Annotated in this window: 15 protein-coding genes, 4 tRNA genes and 1 other RNA gene; 8 read left to right on the forward strand and 12 right to left on the reverse strand. The window is 48.8% G+C overall.

Annotation, left to right across the window (positions count from 1 at the left end):
* Positions 1-20 precede the first annotated feature (20 nt).
* Genes OGX91_RS19440 through OGX91_RS19450 form a run of 3 tightly spaced genes read left to right on the forward strand, consistent with a single transcriptional unit; the run spans position 21 to position 2416 of the window.
* Positions 21-1277 carry a nucleoside permease gene (locus OGX91_RS19440; protein ID WP_155021437.1) on the forward strand — a complete coding sequence of 419 codons (1257 nt, stop codon included), beginning with the start codon at positions 21-23 and terminating at the stop codon, positions 1275-1277.
* A 54-nt stretch (positions 1278-1331) separates the two neighbouring features.
* The gene (locus OGX91_RS19445; protein ID WP_005121292.1) at positions 1332-1490 is read left to right on the forward strand and encodes a XapX domain-containing protein; all 159 of its coding nucleotides are present in this window, start codon (positions 1332-1334) and stop codon (positions 1488-1490) included.
* A 41-nt stretch (positions 1491-1531) separates the two neighbouring features.
* Positions 1532-2416 (forward strand): LysR family transcriptional regulator, encoded by an 885-nt coding sequence (locus OGX91_RS19450; protein ID WP_040231456.1) that lies wholly within the window; start codon positions 1532-1534, stop codon positions 2414-2416.
* Positions 2417-2468: 52 nt separating this feature from the next.
* Here the strand turns inward: OGX91_RS19450 and OGX91_RS19455 are convergent.
* The 3 genes from OGX91_RS19455 to OGX91_RS19465 form a co-directional block, all read right to left on the reverse strand.
* Positions 2469-2595, reverse strand: a non-coding RNA gene (locus OGX91_RS19455) — RtT sRNA.
* A 29-nt stretch (positions 2596-2624) separates the two neighbouring features.
* Positions 2625-2700 (reverse strand) — tRNA-Lys (locus tag OGX91_RS19460).
* Between the two features lie 4 nt (positions 2701-2704).
* Positions 2705-2780 (reverse strand) — tRNA-Val (locus tag OGX91_RS19465).
* A gap of 258 nt (positions 2781-3038) precedes the next feature.
* On the opposite strand from OGX91_RS19465, the gene gltX reads away from it, so the two are divergent.
* Positions 3039-4454 (forward strand): glutamate--tRNA ligase, encoded by a 1416-nt coding sequence (gene gltX / locus OGX91_RS19470; protein ID WP_005130009.1) that lies wholly within the window; start codon positions 3039-3041, stop codon positions 4452-4454.
* A gap of 56 nt (positions 4455-4510) precedes the next feature.
* Here the strand turns inward: gltX and OGX91_RS19475 are convergent, their stop codons facing one another.
* Complete coding sequence (locus tag OGX91_RS19475) at positions 4511-4903, reverse strand: MerR family transcriptional regulator (RefSeq protein ID WP_005130008.1); 393 nt, start codon at positions 4901-4903, stop codon at positions 4511-4513.
* A gap of 1 nt (position 4904) precedes the next feature.
* Complete coding sequence (locus OGX91_RS19480) at positions 4905-5267, reverse strand: YfeC-like transcriptional regulator (RefSeq protein ID WP_003028277.1); 363 nt, start codon at positions 5265-5267, stop codon at positions 4905-4907.
* A 221-nt stretch (positions 5268-5488) separates the two neighbouring features.
* On the opposite strand from OGX91_RS19480, the gene OGX91_RS19485 reads away from it, so the two are divergent.
* Positions 5489-5564, forward strand: a tRNA-Ala gene (locus OGX91_RS19485).
* Between the two features lie 38 nt (positions 5565-5602).
* Positions 5603-5678, forward strand: a tRNA-Ala gene (locus tag OGX91_RS19490).
* 147 nt (positions 5679-5825) lie between these two features.
* On the opposite strand, the gene nupC is transcribed toward OGX91_RS19490, so the two are convergent.
* Complete coding sequence (nupC, locus tag OGX91_RS19495) at positions 5826-7028, reverse strand: nucleoside permease NupC (protein ID WP_040231453.1); 1203 nt, start codon at positions 7026-7028, stop codon at positions 5826-5828.
* A gap of 273 nt (positions 7029-7301) precedes the next feature.
* Between nupC and OGX91_RS24230 the strand changes: the two genes are divergently transcribed.
* Both OGX91_RS24230 and OGX91_RS19500 read left to right on the forward strand, forming a co-directional pair.
* Entirely contained in the window at positions 7302-7376 is a 75-nt protein-coding gene (locus OGX91_RS24230) for a hypothetical protein (RefSeq protein WP_420808581.1), read from the forward strand.
* Positions 7373-8611 (forward strand): Nramp family divalent metal transporter, encoded by a 1239-nt coding sequence (locus OGX91_RS19500; protein WP_286627212.1) that lies wholly within the window; start codon positions 7373-7375, stop codon positions 8609-8611. The genes OGX91_RS24230 and OGX91_RS19500 overlap by 4 nt, the downstream gene beginning before the upstream one ends.
* Before the next feature lie 51 nt (positions 8612-8662).
* On the opposite strand, the gene OGX91_RS19505 is transcribed toward OGX91_RS19500, so the two are convergent.
* From OGX91_RS19505 to mgrA, 6 genes are all read right to left on the reverse strand, one after another.
* Entirely contained in the window at positions 8663-9655 is a 993-nt protein-coding gene (locus OGX91_RS19505) for an ABC transporter permease (RefSeq protein ID WP_040231452.1), read from the reverse strand.
* A gap of 13 nt (positions 9656-9668) precedes the next feature.
* Positions 9669-11195, reverse strand: coding sequence for a sugar ABC transporter ATP-binding protein (locus OGX91_RS19510; RefSeq protein WP_005130000.1), 1527 nt, complete (start codon positions 11193-11195; stop codon positions 9669-9671).
* 73 nt (positions 11196-11268) lie between these two features.
* Positions 11269-12231 carry a sugar ABC transporter substrate-binding protein gene (locus tag OGX91_RS19515; protein ID WP_149691438.1) on the reverse strand — a complete coding sequence of 321 codons (963 nt, stop codon included), beginning with the start codon at positions 12229-12231 and terminating at the stop codon, positions 11269-11271.
* A 45-nt stretch (positions 12232-12276) separates the two neighbouring features.
* Positions 12277-13482, reverse strand: a complete 1206-nt coding sequence (locus OGX91_RS19520; protein ID WP_040231447.1) for a PfkB family carbohydrate kinase — start codon at positions 13480-13482, stop codon at positions 12277-12279.
* A 277-nt stretch (positions 13483-13759) separates the two neighbouring features.
* The gene (ypeC, locus tag OGX91_RS19525; protein ID WP_005122377.1) at positions 13760-14086 is read right to left on the reverse strand and encodes a DUF2502 domain-containing protein YpeC; all 327 of its coding nucleotides are present in this window, start codon (positions 14084-14086) and stop codon (positions 13760-13762) included.
* Positions 14087-14223: 137 nt separating this feature from the next.
* Positions 14224-15213, reverse strand: a complete 990-nt coding sequence (gene mgrA / locus OGX91_RS19530; protein ID WP_149691439.1) for an L-glyceraldehyde 3-phosphate reductase — start codon at positions 15211-15213, stop codon at positions 14224-14226.
* Positions 15214-15272: the final 59 nt, after the last annotated feature.

Raw genomic sequence — 15272 nt, forward strand, 5'->3', positions numbered from 1 at the left:
GATGCGATAAGGAAACGATGATGAGCATCACTTCTCGCTTAAAGGTAATGTCCTTTTTGCAATATTTTATCTGGGGAAGTTGGCTGACGACCCTCGGATCTTACATGATTAATACCCTGAGTTTTACCGGTGCAGACGTTGGTATGGTGTATAGCTCCAAAGGTATCGCGGCGATTATTATGCCCGGTATTATGGGGATTATTGCTGATAAATGGCTCAGAGCGGAGCGCGCTTATATGCTCTGCCATTTGGTTTGTGCTGGCGTACTTTTCTACTCCGCCTCGGTCACCGACGCCGATATGATGTTTTGGGTGATGCTTATCAATGCGATGGCCTTTATGCCAACCATTGCCTTATCCAATAGCGTCTCTTACTCCTGCCTCGCGCAGGCGGGTCTTGACCCGGTGACTCGTTTTCCCCCCATCCGCGTGTTTGGCACGATAGGCTTTATCATTGCTATGTGGTCGGTCAGTCTGCTGCATCTTGAGCTGAGTAACCTGCAACTTTATATTGCCTCCGGGGCCTCGTTAGTGCTGGCGGGTTATGCGTTGACGTTACCAAAAATTCCGGTAGCAGAGAAAAAAGCCACTGCAACGCTTGCCAGTAAACTCGGGCTGGATGCGTTTGTATTATTTAAAAATCCGCGTATGGCCATTTTCTTTCTCTTTGCCATGATGCTGGGCGCGGTATTGCAAATCACCAACGTCTTTGGCAATCCGTTCTTACATGATTTTGCCCGTAACCCTGAGTTTGCCAACAGCTTTGTGGTGAAATATCCGTCTATTTTACTGTCCGTTTCGCAAATGGCTGAGGTCGGATTTATTCTTACCATCCCGTTCTTCCTGAAGCGGTTTGGTATTAAAACGGTGATGCTGATGAGCATGCTGGCATGGACGCTGCGCTTTGGTTTCTTTGCTTTTGGCGACCCGTCACCAATCGGTTTCATCCTGCTGCTTATGTCGATGATTGTCTACGGTTGTGCATTTGACTTTTTCAATATCTCGGGGTCAGTGTTTGTTGAGCAGGAAGTGGACTCCAGCATTCGCGCCAGCGCTCAGGGGCTGTTTATGACCATGGTAAACGGCGTTGGTGCGTGGGTGGGGTCAATCCTGAGCGGGATGGCGGTGGACTATTTTTCTGTCGATGGCGTCAAGGATTGGCAAACTATCTGGCTGGTATTTGCGGGGTATGCATTATTTCTCGCTGTGCTATTTTTCTTCGGGTTTAGATACAAACATGACCCGGATAAAATAGCGAATCGTGCGGTTGCACATTAAAAAGGATTAGCAGCTCTGGTTGTCAGGGCTGCTTTAAATTATAAAGGATAGTGCGTGAAAGAAATATTTTTCTCTTCGGGTGTTGGTTTTGGCATTGGGGCCATTTTTACATTATTACGATTACCTATTCCTGCTCCAAATGTATTACCGGGAATATTATCAATTGTATTTATGTATATAGGTTATCTGGTGGTGAAGTACTTTATGCCATGATAACGTGATGGACCCTTATCACCGCTGCGGAGTGCTTAACCATAGAACGTGTATATCGAACAGACCTTAAGTTGTTACGTTATTTTCTTGCCGTAGCGGAAGAACTCCATTTTGGGCGCGCTGCAGCGCGTCTGAATATGTCTCAGCCACCGCTTAGTGTTCACATTAAGGAACTGGAAAACCAACTGGGTACATTGCTTTTTATTCGCCATTCTCGCAGCGTGGCGTTAACCCATGCGGGGAAAGTTTTGATGGAGGAGTCGCGCCGTTTGCTGGCCAGTGCAAATCAAGCGCTGGCGCGGGTGGAGCAGATTGGTCGCGGTGAAGCTGGGCGCATTGAACTCGGCGTAGTCGGTACGGCGCTGTGGGGCAGAATGCGCCCTGCAATGCACCATTTTTTGAAAGCAAACCCCAATGTTGAGGTACTGTTTCGCGAGAAATCTCCAGGTATGCAGATGGCGCTGTTAGAGCGTCGGGAACTTGATGCCGGGATTTGGCGAATGGCGATTGAACCCTCCGAGGGGTTTGCCAGCCTGCGTTTGCACGAATCGTCATTTTTAGTCGCAGTGCCACAAGAGCATCACCTGGCTGCATGTCAGGCTGTGCCACTGGCGGCGCTGCGCAATGAATATTTTGTCACATTACCTTCCGTGCATTCAGATTGGGCTTTTTTACAGCGAATTTGTCAGCAGGCTGGATTTTCACCGATGATAGCACGTGAAGTGGTCGAACCGCAGACGGTGCTGGCGATGATCAGTATGGGGATTGGCATTACGCTGATGGCTGATGGTTATGCGCAAATGAACTGGCCTGGCGTGGTATTCCGGCCATTAGAGGAACGTATTCCGGCAGATTTGTATATTGTCTATGAGCAGCAGCAGGCTACACCGGCGTTGAATAGACTGGTTACAGCATTAACAACATGATTTGTATAAATCGCAGATAGCAAAAAAGCGCCGCCAGCGCCCTTTTTTGCATTGGTGGGTCGTGCAGGATGACTCGCTTTGCTCGCCCCTCGGGCCGTCGCCGTAAACGGCTCCGTTGTTTCGCTGCGCTCAACACCGAACCTGCGGCAGGTTCGAATCTTACAAATTGCAGATAGCAAAAAAGCGCCTTTAGGGCGCTTTTTTACATTGGTGGGTCGTGCAGGATTCGAACCTGCGACCAATTGATTAAAAGTCAACTGCTCTACCAACTGAGCTAACGACCCGAAGTGGTGGGTGATGACGGGATCGAACCGCCGACCCCCTCCTTGTAAGGGAGGTGCTCTCCCAGCTGAGCTAATCACCCCCGCTGTGTGGAGTCGCATTATAGGGAGAGTTGAAAATGAGTCAACGCATTTTCTAAAGAAATTGTTCGTTCGTCGTAAATTTAAGCAAAACGATCGCAAAACAATCCATGCCGCATGATTTGTATACGAAAATGGCAAAGCGTGATGTTCCAGCCTGAACAACATTGAGGAATCAGACCACGGTGATAGAATACCAGCCTGATAATCTTCCCAGGATTTGCCGGTTGTCGGCATCTTTATAAACGTAAGGCCATTTCATGAAAATCAAAACTCGCTTCGCGCCAAGCCCGACAGGCTACCTGCACGTCGGCGGTGCGCGTACTGCTCTTTATTCCTGGCTTTTTGCACGCAACCATGGCGGTGAGTTTGTGCTGCGTATTGAAGACACCGATCTCGAACGCTCCACTCCGGAAGCTATTGAAGCCATTATGGATGGCATGAACTGGCTGAATCTGGAATGGGATGAAGGCCCATACTTTCAGACCAAACGTTTTGATCGCTACAATGCGGTGATTGATGAGATGCTGGAAGCGGGTACCGCGTATAAATGCTACTGCTCCAAAGAGCGTCTGGACGCGCTGCGCGAAGAGCAGATGGCCAATGGCGAGAAACCGCGTTACGACGGGCGCTGCCGTCACGGCCACGAACATCACGCTGCTGATGAACCTTGCGTGGTGCGTTTTGCCAACCCACAGGACGGTTCCGTTATTTTTGATGACCAGATCCGTGGGCCGATCGAATTCAGCAACCAGGAGCTGGACGACCTGATCATCCGCCGTACCGACGGTTCCCCGACCTACAACTTCTGTGTCGTTGTTGATGACTGGGATATGGAAATCACCCACGTTATTCGTGGTGAAGACCATATCAACAACACCCCGCGTCAGATCAACATCCTGAAAGCGTTGAACGCACCGGTCCCGGTTTATGCTCACGTATCGATGATCAACGGCGACGACGGCAAAAAACTCTCCAAACGTCACGGTGCGGTCAGCGTTATGCAGTATCGCGACGACGGCTACCTGCCGGAAGCGCTGCTGAACTATCTGGTACGTCTGGGTTGGTCCAGCGGCGATCAGGAGATCTTCACCCGTGAAGAGATGATCAAACTGTTCTCTCTGGGGGCGGTGAGCAAGTCTGCGAGTGCGTTCAACACTGAAAAACTGCAGTGGCTGAACCATCACTACATTAATGCGCTGGCGCCAGAATATGTGGCGACGCATCTGCAATGGCACATTGAGCAGGAAAATATTGATACCCGCGTTGGGCCGCAGCTGTCAGAGCTGGTCAAGCTGCTGGGTGAGCGCTGCAAAACGCTGAAAGAGATGGCGCAGAGCTGCCGCTACTTCTACGAAGACTTTGCTGAGTTCGATGCTGACGCCGCGAAAAAACACCTGCGTCCGGTTGCGCGTCAGCCGCTGGAAGTGGTTCGCGACAAACTGGCTGCGATTAGCGAGTGGACGGCAGAAAACGTGCACCACGCGATTCAGGCAACCGCAGATGAGCTGGAAGTGGGGATGGGTAAAGTCGGGATGCCGCTGCGCGTAGCCGTAACCGGTGCGGGTCAGTCTCCGGCGTTAGACGTTACTGTGCATGCGATTGGTAAATCTCGCAGCATTGAACGTATTAACAAGGCGCTCGCGTTCATTGCTGAGCGTGAAAGTCAGCAGTAAGACGGGTTAAGATATGATAAAACGGCAGGCGCATACCCTGCCGTTTTTTTTGGCATTTATTCAGACTCATCAATGCCCAGACGGGTCAGGAAAGTGCGAATACCTTCGCGCGATATATACATCGCCAGCTTTTCCTGTTCTGTTGGCGACATGTTATCCAGTGCGCTGATTATCTGACGGCAGGCGTGACTGCGAACCACGTGTGTATACTCGGCAAGCGGTTCTTCTGCCTGATAAAATTCCGGCACCTTGCGAAAAGCTGGAATATTGAGAAGAAACTCTCGGACGCCGGCATCAATATGAATAAGCCTTGCGCGACCACCTTTAACACCGGGAAACTTTTCGGTTGTCCAGTTTTGCTCTCTGATCCAACGATTGACGGTTTGTTTGGCGACCCCGAGGCATTCAGCCAGCTCTTCGGTGGTCATTTTACTGCGTAATTTTTTCATATTATTTGTTGTCGCGAATCCCTAAGCGTTGTAACAAACCCGTAATGCCTTCACGTAGGATCAGCGACGTAAACATTTTCTGTTCTGATGGCGTCATTTCTTTGGCGAGCCTTATCAGTAGAGCTTCGATGGAGGTGTCACCGGATAAAGATAAATTATCTGATAAGCCTTCCGCTGAACGCTCAGCGCTGCGAATGTATTCACGAACTTGTTCGGTAACGTGAACCAGACGGGCTTTACCGCCCTGAACACCGGGTTTGGGTGAGGTAGCCCAACCTTCCTTGCGCACCCATTTATTGATGGTCTGTCGGCTGTATCCGGTCAGATTAGCAAGTTCTTCTGGCGTCATCCGTTCCTTGAACATAACGATTCCCTGAATGGTCGTGGGGTTAATTAGTGGCTCATTTTATAGCACCATTTTAGTAGAAACCGTGACGCGTTTAACTACTGAATGCGAGTTGTTGCGCAATGTTCTTCATTTGCCTGCTTTTTCAGCGATTGAATTCTATGAGTTAATTTTGCCGTTGACACACGCGAAGGGAATTCATATGATGCCGCCCGTCAACTCGACAAGCTTTACGTGACGGGGCTATAGCTCAGCTGGGAGAGCGCTTGCATGGCATGCAAGAGGTCAGCGGTTCGATCCCGCTTAGCTCCACCAAATTTAATCCCAATGAATTTGGTACGTAAACGCATCGTGGGGCTATAGCTCAGCTGGGAGAGCGCTTGCATGGCATGCAAGAGGTCAGCGGTTCGATCCCGCTTAGCTCCACCAAAATTGAAACCCTCGCTGAAAAGCGGGGGTTTTTTGCATTTGGTTCCTGCCTGCGTTTCTCGTTTATTTGCTTAGATTGCTGGATAACAGACATAAAAAAACCGGGGAGAATCTCCCCGGTTTGGTAACGGCTGTATTGATGTCGTCTTACAGCACCAGTGCTGCAATGGAAGCAGACAGTACGCTGACCAGCGTAGAACCGTATACCAGTTTCAGACCAAAGCGGGAAACCACGTTACCTTGCTCTTCGTTCAGGCCTTTAATTGCACCTGCAATGATACCGATGGAAGAGAAGTTCGCGAAGGAAACCAGGAACACAGAGATAATGCCTTCAGCACGCGGAGAGAGCGTAGCGGCGATTTTCTGCAGGTCCATCATTGCGACGAATTCGTTGGAAACCAGTTTGGTTGCCATGATACTGCCCACCTGCAGCGCTTCGCTGGACGGCACACCCATCACCCACGCAATCGGGTAGAAGATGTAACCCAGGATGCCCTGGAAGGAAATGCTGTAGCCAAACCAACCGGTAACGGTAGCGAACAGGGCGTTCAGGGCAGCGATCAGCGCGATGAAACCAATCAGCATTGCAGCAACGATAATCGCAACTTTGAAACCTGCCAGAATGTATTCACCCAACATTTCGAAGAAGCTCTGACCTTCGTGCAGATTGGACATCTGAATATTTTCTTCGCTGGCATCAACGGTATAAGGGTTGATCAGTGACAGAACGATAAAGGTGCTGAACATGTTCAGAACCAGCGCCGCAACAACGTACTTCGGCTCCAGCATGGTCATGTACGCGCCGACGATAGACATGGAAACGGTAGACATCGCCGTTGCTGCCATGGTGTACATGCGGTTGCGAGACATTTTACCGAGGATATCTTTATAGGCGATAAAGTTCTCGGACTGACCCAGGATCAGAGAGCTGACGGCGTTGAAGGATTCCAGCTTGCCCATACCGTTCACTTTGGAAAGCAGGAAGCCAATTGCGCGGATGATAACCGGCAGCACACGGATATGCTGAAGAATACCGATCAGGGCGGAGATAAAGACGATAGGGCACAGCACTTTCAGGAAGAAGAATGCCAGGCCTTTATCGTTCATGCTGCCGAAGACAAAGTTAGTCCCTTCATTAGCGAATCCGAGCAGTTTCTCAAACATCTCGGAGAAGCCTCTTACAAAGCCCAGGCCGACATCAGAGTTCAGGAAGAACCATGCCAGTAACACTTCGATAACAAGCAATTGAATAACATAACGAATGCGGATTTTTTTACGGTCACTGCTTACCAGCAGTGCGAGTACCGCAACCACGGCAAGGGCCAGGACAAAGTGAAGGACACGATCCATATTTGCTCCAAATTTGAGGCAGATTTAGTTTTCGTGCACATTCTATGTAACAACAGTAAAGAAAACGAGATCAAACACACACTATAATAAGGACCTGTGACGAGATTCAAAATTAGTGATCGGTGATACACTTCCGTTATGTTTAGTATGGAAGTGAAAAGTTATGTCACTGTGCTAATCTCATAACAATAATCAAACATCTTAGCGGCATTTCTAAATTTCTTACCGTTCCATAGACAAACGCTATCAGAGAAATCAACTTCACCCATTAAAATGAATTTGATAATCATTCTCAATAAGCGTAGCTTGAAACATAGCAAAGGCTATGTTTCTGAGGCACTAAAATGACTAGCGATCGCGTTGAGAGTAGCAGTGGACGGGCAGCGCGCAAGTTGAAGCTCGCATTAATGGGACCTGCGTTCATCGCGGCAATCGGATATATCGATCCCGGTAACTTTGCTACGAATATTCAGGCAGGGGCTAGCTTTGGCTACAAACTGTTGTGGGTAGTGGTCTGGGCAAACCTGATGGCGATGCTGATTCAGGTGCTGTCGGCCAAGCTTGGTATTGCCACCGGCAAAAACCTGGCGGAACAGATCCGTGATCACTATCCTCGTCCAGTAGTTTGGTTTTACTGGGTACAGGCCGAAATTATTGCGATGGCGACCGATCTTGCAGAATTTATTGGCGCTGCGATTGGCTTTAAACTCATCCTTGGCGTTTCGCTGCTGCAGGGGGCTGTGCTCACTGGTATTGCGACATTTTTAATTCTGATGCTGCAGCGTCGCGGACAGAAACCCCTGGAAAAAGTGATCGGCGGTTTGTTGTTGTTCGTGGCAGCGGCATATATTGTCGAGCTGATTTTTTCCCAACCGAACCTTGCGCAGCTTAGCAAAGGGATGGTTATACCGAGCCTGCCCAATTCTGAAGCGGTGTTCCTGGCGGCCGGTGTGCTTGGTGCCACCATCATGCCGCACGTCATTTATCTGCACTCCTCCTTAACCCAGCATTTGCACGGTGGTACGCGCCAACAGCGTTACGCAGCGACGAAATGGGATGTGGCTATCGCTATGACGATTGCCGGATTTGTGAATCTGGCAATGATGGCGACCGCAGCAGCCGCGTTTCACTTTAGCGGGCATACCGGTATCGCAGACCTGGACCAGGCCTATCTGACGCTTGAACCGCTGCTGAGTCATGCTGCTGCAACCGTGTTTGGTTTAAGCCTGGTGGCGGCCGGGCTTTCCTCTACCGTGGTTGGTACGCTGGCGGGGCAGGTGGTTATGCAAGGGTTTATCCGCTTTCATATCCCGCTCTGGGTGCGCCGTAGCGTCACCATGATGCCGTCATTTATTGTGATTTTAATGGGGCTTGATCCCACCCGGATACTGGTGATGAGTCAGGTATTACTCAGCTTTGGTATCGCCCTGGCGCTGGTACCGCTACTGATTTTTACCAGCAACAGCCAACTGATGGGGGATTTAGTTAATAGCCGTTGGGTGAAACAGGTTGGTTGGGTGATTGTGGTGCTGGTCGTGGCACTGAATATCTGGCTGCTGGTCGGGACCGCGCTCGGATTGTAGCAAGGCTTTCATCTGTTGTGGTTACCCGGTCAAACCGGGTAACCCTCATGATTATTTTTTATTTAAGTGGCTACGGTATGTATCAAGTACCACTGCAACGATTATCACGGCTCCAGTTATAAAACGTTTTGTCGGTTCGCTCGCGCCAACTTGCGCCAGTCCCGCAGCCAGAACGGAAATAATCAACGCGCCAAGAAACGTACAGATAATAGAGCCACGTCCTCCCATCAGGCTCGTGCCACCAATCACAACTGCGGCAATCACCTGTAGTTCCATGCCAACGCCGCTATTGGGGTCTGCGGCTTCAAGGCGGGCAACCTGAAACAGCGACGCCAGACCGGATAATCCCCCCATCAAGGCAAAGACTGCGATCTTATAAGGACCTGGATTTATACCTGATAATCGAACGGCTTCTTCATTGGTGCCAATACCGATCAAATGGCGGCCAAATACGGTTCGCGTCAGCACCAGATGCCCGGCAACAATGACAACGATCGCGATAATAAAAGATGGGGAGACGCCAAAGAGAATGGGGTCGGCTAAATAATCATAAATAGAACCGAGATACGCGGTGCGCGAGTCAGTTAACTGATACGCTGCTCCGCGGGCCATTTCCAGTACGCCCAGTGAGACGATAAACGCCGGAATACGCCAGGCAACGGTAATCAGGCCCGTTAGCGCCCCAACAAATGTGGCGAGTGCTACGCCTGAAAGCGCGGCCAGCCAGGGCGTCCAATGAAAATTTAAATAGGTGACGCTGACGACTGCAGCAGCAAGCGCCAGCAACGATCCAACGGAAAGATCGATGCCAGCAATGATTAAGATAAATGTCATCCCCACCGACATGACGATTAAATCGGGGATCTGATTCGCAATAGTGCTGAAAGTGTTCATGCTCCAGAAATGAGAACTGAGGCATGAAAATAGGACGATCATTGCGGCTAACGCCCCGAGCAACCCGATATAGCTACTTAGCCCTTTCCATGACGTCGGTGTATTTCTTTTCTCTGCTGCCGTTTGTTTTGTCGCAAAATTGTTTTTCATTTTTTATCCCCGGCTACTCGCTGACAGTCTCTTCTGAATGCTGATAGGCTGAAAATGCAGCCGCTAAAATGCGATCCTGGCTCCAGTTATCACGTGTAAATGTGTTCACTAACTTGCCATCGGAAATGACCGCAATACGATCGCAAACCAGCATCAGTTCGCGTAGGTCACTGGAAACGACAACAACGCCTTTTCCCTTAGCCGTTAACGTATTCAGCAATTGATAAATATCTTGCTTGGCACCCACATCAATACCGCGAGTCGGCTCATCAAATAAGACGACTTCACAGTCTCGTTCCAGCCACCGGCTAATGAGAACTTTCTGCTGATTACCACCTGACAGGCTTTCCACGGCCTGTGAAGTGTTCGTTGTACGAACGCCTAAACTTTTAATGTGTTTATTCGCTAATGTGGTTTCACTCAATGTGTTAACGACCGACAAATGGCTAATTTTGTCACTGTTACCCAACGAGATATTTGCGGCAACCGACTGTGGTAACAGAAGCCCTTCACCTTTACGATCCTCCGTGACTAATGCAATACCGTGTCGGATAGCCTGTGCAGGCGAACGGATCACCACCGGTTTAAGTGGAGTACCAATCAGTAATGTGCCACTGTCTATTTTGTCTGCGCCAAAAATAGCGCGTAGCAGCTCTGTTCTGCCAGAGCCAACAAGGCCACTAATGCCGAGCACTTCGCCACTGTGCAAGGTAAACGACGTGTCCCGAATGATTTTCCCACGCTTAAAATTTTCCACTTTCAGAATGGGTTGACCTGCCTGGCGTCCACTTAAATCAAATGAACTTTCTAAATCGCGGCCGACCATCAACGAAACAAGTTGATCGCGGGTATAGCGTTTAATATCGTCCACGCAAACCAAATGACCATCACGTAGCACCGCGATGTCATCAGCAATCATCGCAAGCTCATCCAGTCGGTGAGAAATATAAATTATTGAAACGCCTCGGGCTTTGAAGAGCGCTATTTGTTTAAACAGCAGTTCGACCTCACGGCTACTGAGCATGGCCGTCGGTTCATCCAGAATCAGTACCCGGCTTTCACCAATCAGGTTTCTGGCGATTTCGATCATCTGTTGGTGACCAATACCCAATTCGCCCACCAGCGTATTTGGATCGACTGATTGCAGCCCAACCATTGCCATCACCGGACGGGCCATTTCTGCTAGCTTTTTTCGATCGATCCAGCCGAATCGATGCGGAAGTTGTTCGAGAAATAAGTTTTCTGCAACCGACAACGTAGGCAGTAAATTGAGTTCTTGCATAACCATGCGAACACCCAGCTTTTCCGCCTCTTTTCGGCTCGCAGGTGCGTAAGGCTGCCCCTGATAAACCATTTTCCCGGTCGTTGCGTTGGTTAACCCGCCAATAATTTTTGATAACGTACTTTTCCCGGCACCGTTTTCTCCCGTCAGGGCCAGGACTTTTCCTGGATATAATGCTAGCGTCACATCCACCAGAACAGGTTCACTGTAGGTTTTACCTACCCCCTGTATTGAGAGGATTTCTTGCCCACTTTTCATATTCTGGCCTTATCCGGTAAGCCGCTCTGATACTCAACTGATGGCAGTACCACAGCGGCGCACTGTTTTCCGCTTATTGTTTGACGATCAGTTTTATTGGCGTTTCTACGTTGCTGGAGAGCTCACTCTGTTTTTTGCCATTTTTTAAGGCATCAAGGGCGGCATCAATACCAAATACAGCTTGTTGAGAGGCAAATTGGTCCGCAGTTGCTAAAACACGGCCGTCATTTAACATAGGCTTAATCGCTTCGATATTGTCATACCCGACAACCAGAACCTGTCCTTTTTTCCCGGCAGAGCGGATGGCGGAAACGGCACCTAATGCCATATTATCGTTATCGGCTAACAGTGCTTTGATATCAGGATACTCACTTAACATTGCCGCCGCGACCGCATTGGCGTTGTTAATTTCCCACTGGCCAGATTGAACAGAAACGACTTTCATGCCGCCCTGCGCCATTGCATTTTGGAAGCCCAGAGTACGTTGCTGAGAGTTGCTGGAGGTAGGGATGCCTTCAATAATGCCAACCTGATCGCCGGCCTTAAGATGTTTCGCTAAATAATCGCCAATTTCTTTTGCACCTTTTTGGTTATCCGGGCCAACAAAAGGAATATTCAGATTTTTATCTTTAAGTACACCGTCATCAAATTTGTTATCAATATTGATGACAATAATACCTGCATCAATTGCCTTCTTAATGACCGGTACAAGGGCTTTCGAGTCTGATGGCGCAATGATAATCGCATCGGCTTTCGAGACAATCATTTGTTCAACGATCTGGATTTGATTTGCCGTATCTGTCTCGTTTTTGATGCCGTTAGAAATCAAATCAAACTTGTCGGCATTTTTTTTCTGATACTCTTTTGCACCGTTTTCCATGGTCAGGAAAAACTCATTTGCCAGTGACTTCATCACCAGCGCGACTTTAGGTTTATGCGTCTGAGTATCGGCGGCAAAAGCGGGGGCGGTGAAAGTGGCGGAAAGCGCTAAACCGACTGTGGCACCGATAACACGATAAAACATTTTATTTTTCATGAAATTATCCTATAGGTGTAGGGGGCTGAATGATGCTCTAAACAGCTACTGCATACGATGATAAACGAGTGAATTGTTGGGCATGTTTGATGCACCTTTACGTTCAACTTTCAACGAGGCAAACGCAGAAGCGTACTGCGCCGCATTGATGAGTCCTTTACCGTTTGCAATGCATGCAGCCAGTGCCCCGGTAAAGGCATCGCCTGCTCCACTGGTATCGACAACGGCTGATTTATAGGCAGGAATATGAGTGAAAACTGTGCCATCAAAGATCAGACAACCGTCGCTACCTAACGTGATAATGACGCATTTTGCGCCTTGCACATAAATGCTCCTGGCGGCATTTTTGGCCGAATAGATATCAACAATGTTGATACCAGATAACGCCTCAGCTTCAATTTTGTTCGGCGTAATAATGTCAATTAAATGCAATATTTCTTTGATCTCTGAAACATAAGGCGCCGGGTTCAGGACAACCAGCGATTTTCCCAGTTTTGCCTGCATGATAGCGAAGCGTGTGATCGGAAAATTATTCTCCAGCTGAGTTAAAAAAACTTTGCAATTACGGATGGTATCAATATCCAATAGAATATCTTCCTGGGTAAATGTTTCATTGGCTCCAAGATCGATACTGATCATATTGTCACCCGTGGCACCTGAAACCCATACCATCGCAATGCCCGTGGATGACATTTCATTTTCAAAAAAAGAAAAAGAAGAAATTTCAGTATTGGTTAAATATCTTTTGGCTTTTTTTGAAAACTCATCGGCTCCTAACTTAACGGTAAGATGAACATTATTATTGATTTTAGCCGCGGCAACGGCCTGGTTTGTGCCTTTTCCTCCGGCATAAAAACGGGTTGCAGACGCCCGGATAGTCTGGCCAATCTGAGGAAATGTCGTCGTTTCAGAAACAATATCTATATTAAATGAACCAAGTATGTAAATGCTATCATCAATATAGCTGTTTTGCCTGGCATGAGCAGAAATCGATGTGATTTCTTTGTGGCTTTTGAACCCATTCAATATTGTGTTGGTGAAAGACTGCTCAAATAATGATTCATCAGGTGCGCTTTTTAATTGTGCACCACCATGGAATAACGAGAAAAGACTATTCTGACTTAATTCATTTAAGTCATTACGGATCGTGCGAGTTGTGACAGACAATTCCTTTGCTAATTCGCTAACATAAACCTTTTTATCGGTTACTAACTTAACCCGAATGGCCTTTTGTCTTTCTTGTTTTTTCATTAGCGCTCACCCCAGGTTTTATAGTATTAAATTAATGTTAATATTTATCGCGCAAAGTTCAAAAAAAACACGATAAATCGGAATTTTTTTTTCCGATTTTGCGAATTTGTGAAATGAACAGGAAATTTACGGGAAAACAGGGGGGAGCGGATGTGACTGCTCGTCATCTGGCGATTGGCGAAGCGTAATGCAAAAAGGGCCTGGGTATAGACACAGGCCCTGAGTAACTCGATGATTTGTGTGAACAGTACTCCCCGCATGATGGGGATTTGTTACATTAATGGCGGTGCCCGTGGCCACGTCCACGCCCGCGATGGTCATCGCGATCGTTCCAGCCTTCACGATAGCCACGCTCATAAGCTTTGCGCTTATCCCAGCCGCGATGATAGCCGTTGTCATGACGCCACCAACGATTTTTACGCCATTCATAATTATGGTGCCAGTAATCCCGGTCACGCCAGCGCCCACCGTCCCAGTAGTTGCCGTAGTTATCGCGATCGCCAATTTGTAATTTAATTGACGGCAGCAGGGTGATTTCGCCAGCGTTTGCGGCCAGCGGTGCAAAAGCCAATAACACAGCCGCCAGAATCAGTGACCTGAACATTCTTTCTCTCCTTCACGATCGAGCCGTAGCCGGCCTGTTAACGCAATATTACGGGGCAGTAAAGCCCCGTTTCATCGCCTTAACTCTTAAATCGTCAGAGAGCGCACTTTTTGTTAATAAATGTGTCTTTATTTCCATCAACCCAGGATGGCGTCGATCTCCGCACACTCTTCAGGAGAGAAATGACGGTTTGCCAGCATGCCAACGGCATCTTCAATTTGCGCAGGTTTGCTGGCGCCAATCAGTACTGACGTCACCTTATCATCGCGGAGAACCCAGGCTAACGCCATCTGGGACAGTTTTTGTCCCCGGCACCCGGCCAGCGCATTAAGGGCACGGACTTTTTCCAGTTTTTGTGGGGTGATCTGGTCTGGGTTGAGAAAACGACTGGCGCTCGCTGCCCGCGAATCCGCCGGAATACCGTTCAGATAACGGTCAGTTAATTGCCCGCCAGCCAGTGGGGAAAAGGCGATACTGCCAACCCCTTTTTCCTGCAAGAGTGATAGCAGGCCCCTCTCAACCTCGCGCTCAAACATAGAATATTTCGGCTGGTGGATGAGACATGGCGTCCCTAAATCATCGAGTATTTCGATCGCCTGCCTGGCGAGATCAGTCGGATAGTTAGAGAGTCCTACGTACAACGCTTTCCCCTGACGCACAATATGATCCAGCGCGTTCATGGTCTCTCTGAGCGGTGTTTGGGGATCGGGGCGGTGATGATAGAAGATATCAACATACTCCAGCCCTATACGTTTCAGGCTTTGATCGAGGCTGGCAATCAGGTACTTGCGCGATCCCCAATCACCGTAGGGACCTTCCCACATGGTATAGCCCGCTTTGGTCGAGATTATCAGTTCATCCCGGTACGATAAAAAATCTTCCTGCAGGATGCGACCGAAGTTGCGTTCAGCCGAACCCGGCGGCGGGCCGTAATTATTCGCCAGATCAAAATGGCTGATCCCCAGATCGAAGGCGTGCTGTAATAAGGCCCGGCTGTTTTCGACCTGAGTGGTATCACCAAAATTGTGCCACAGGCCCAGAGAGACAATCGGTAGTTTGAGCCCACTCTGACCGCAGCGGCGGTATTCCATTGTGTGATAGCGATTTTCGTTAGCCTGATAAACCATGTCGCCTCCTTCCAGAACATATGTGCCTTTCAGTGTATACGGTTACACAATCGATTCTT

It is taken from the genome of Citrobacter sp. Cpa228, from assembly GCF_030333085.1.
GTDB lineage: Bacteria > Pseudomonadota > Gammaproteobacteria > Enterobacterales > Enterobacteriaceae > Citrobacter > Citrobacter pasteurii.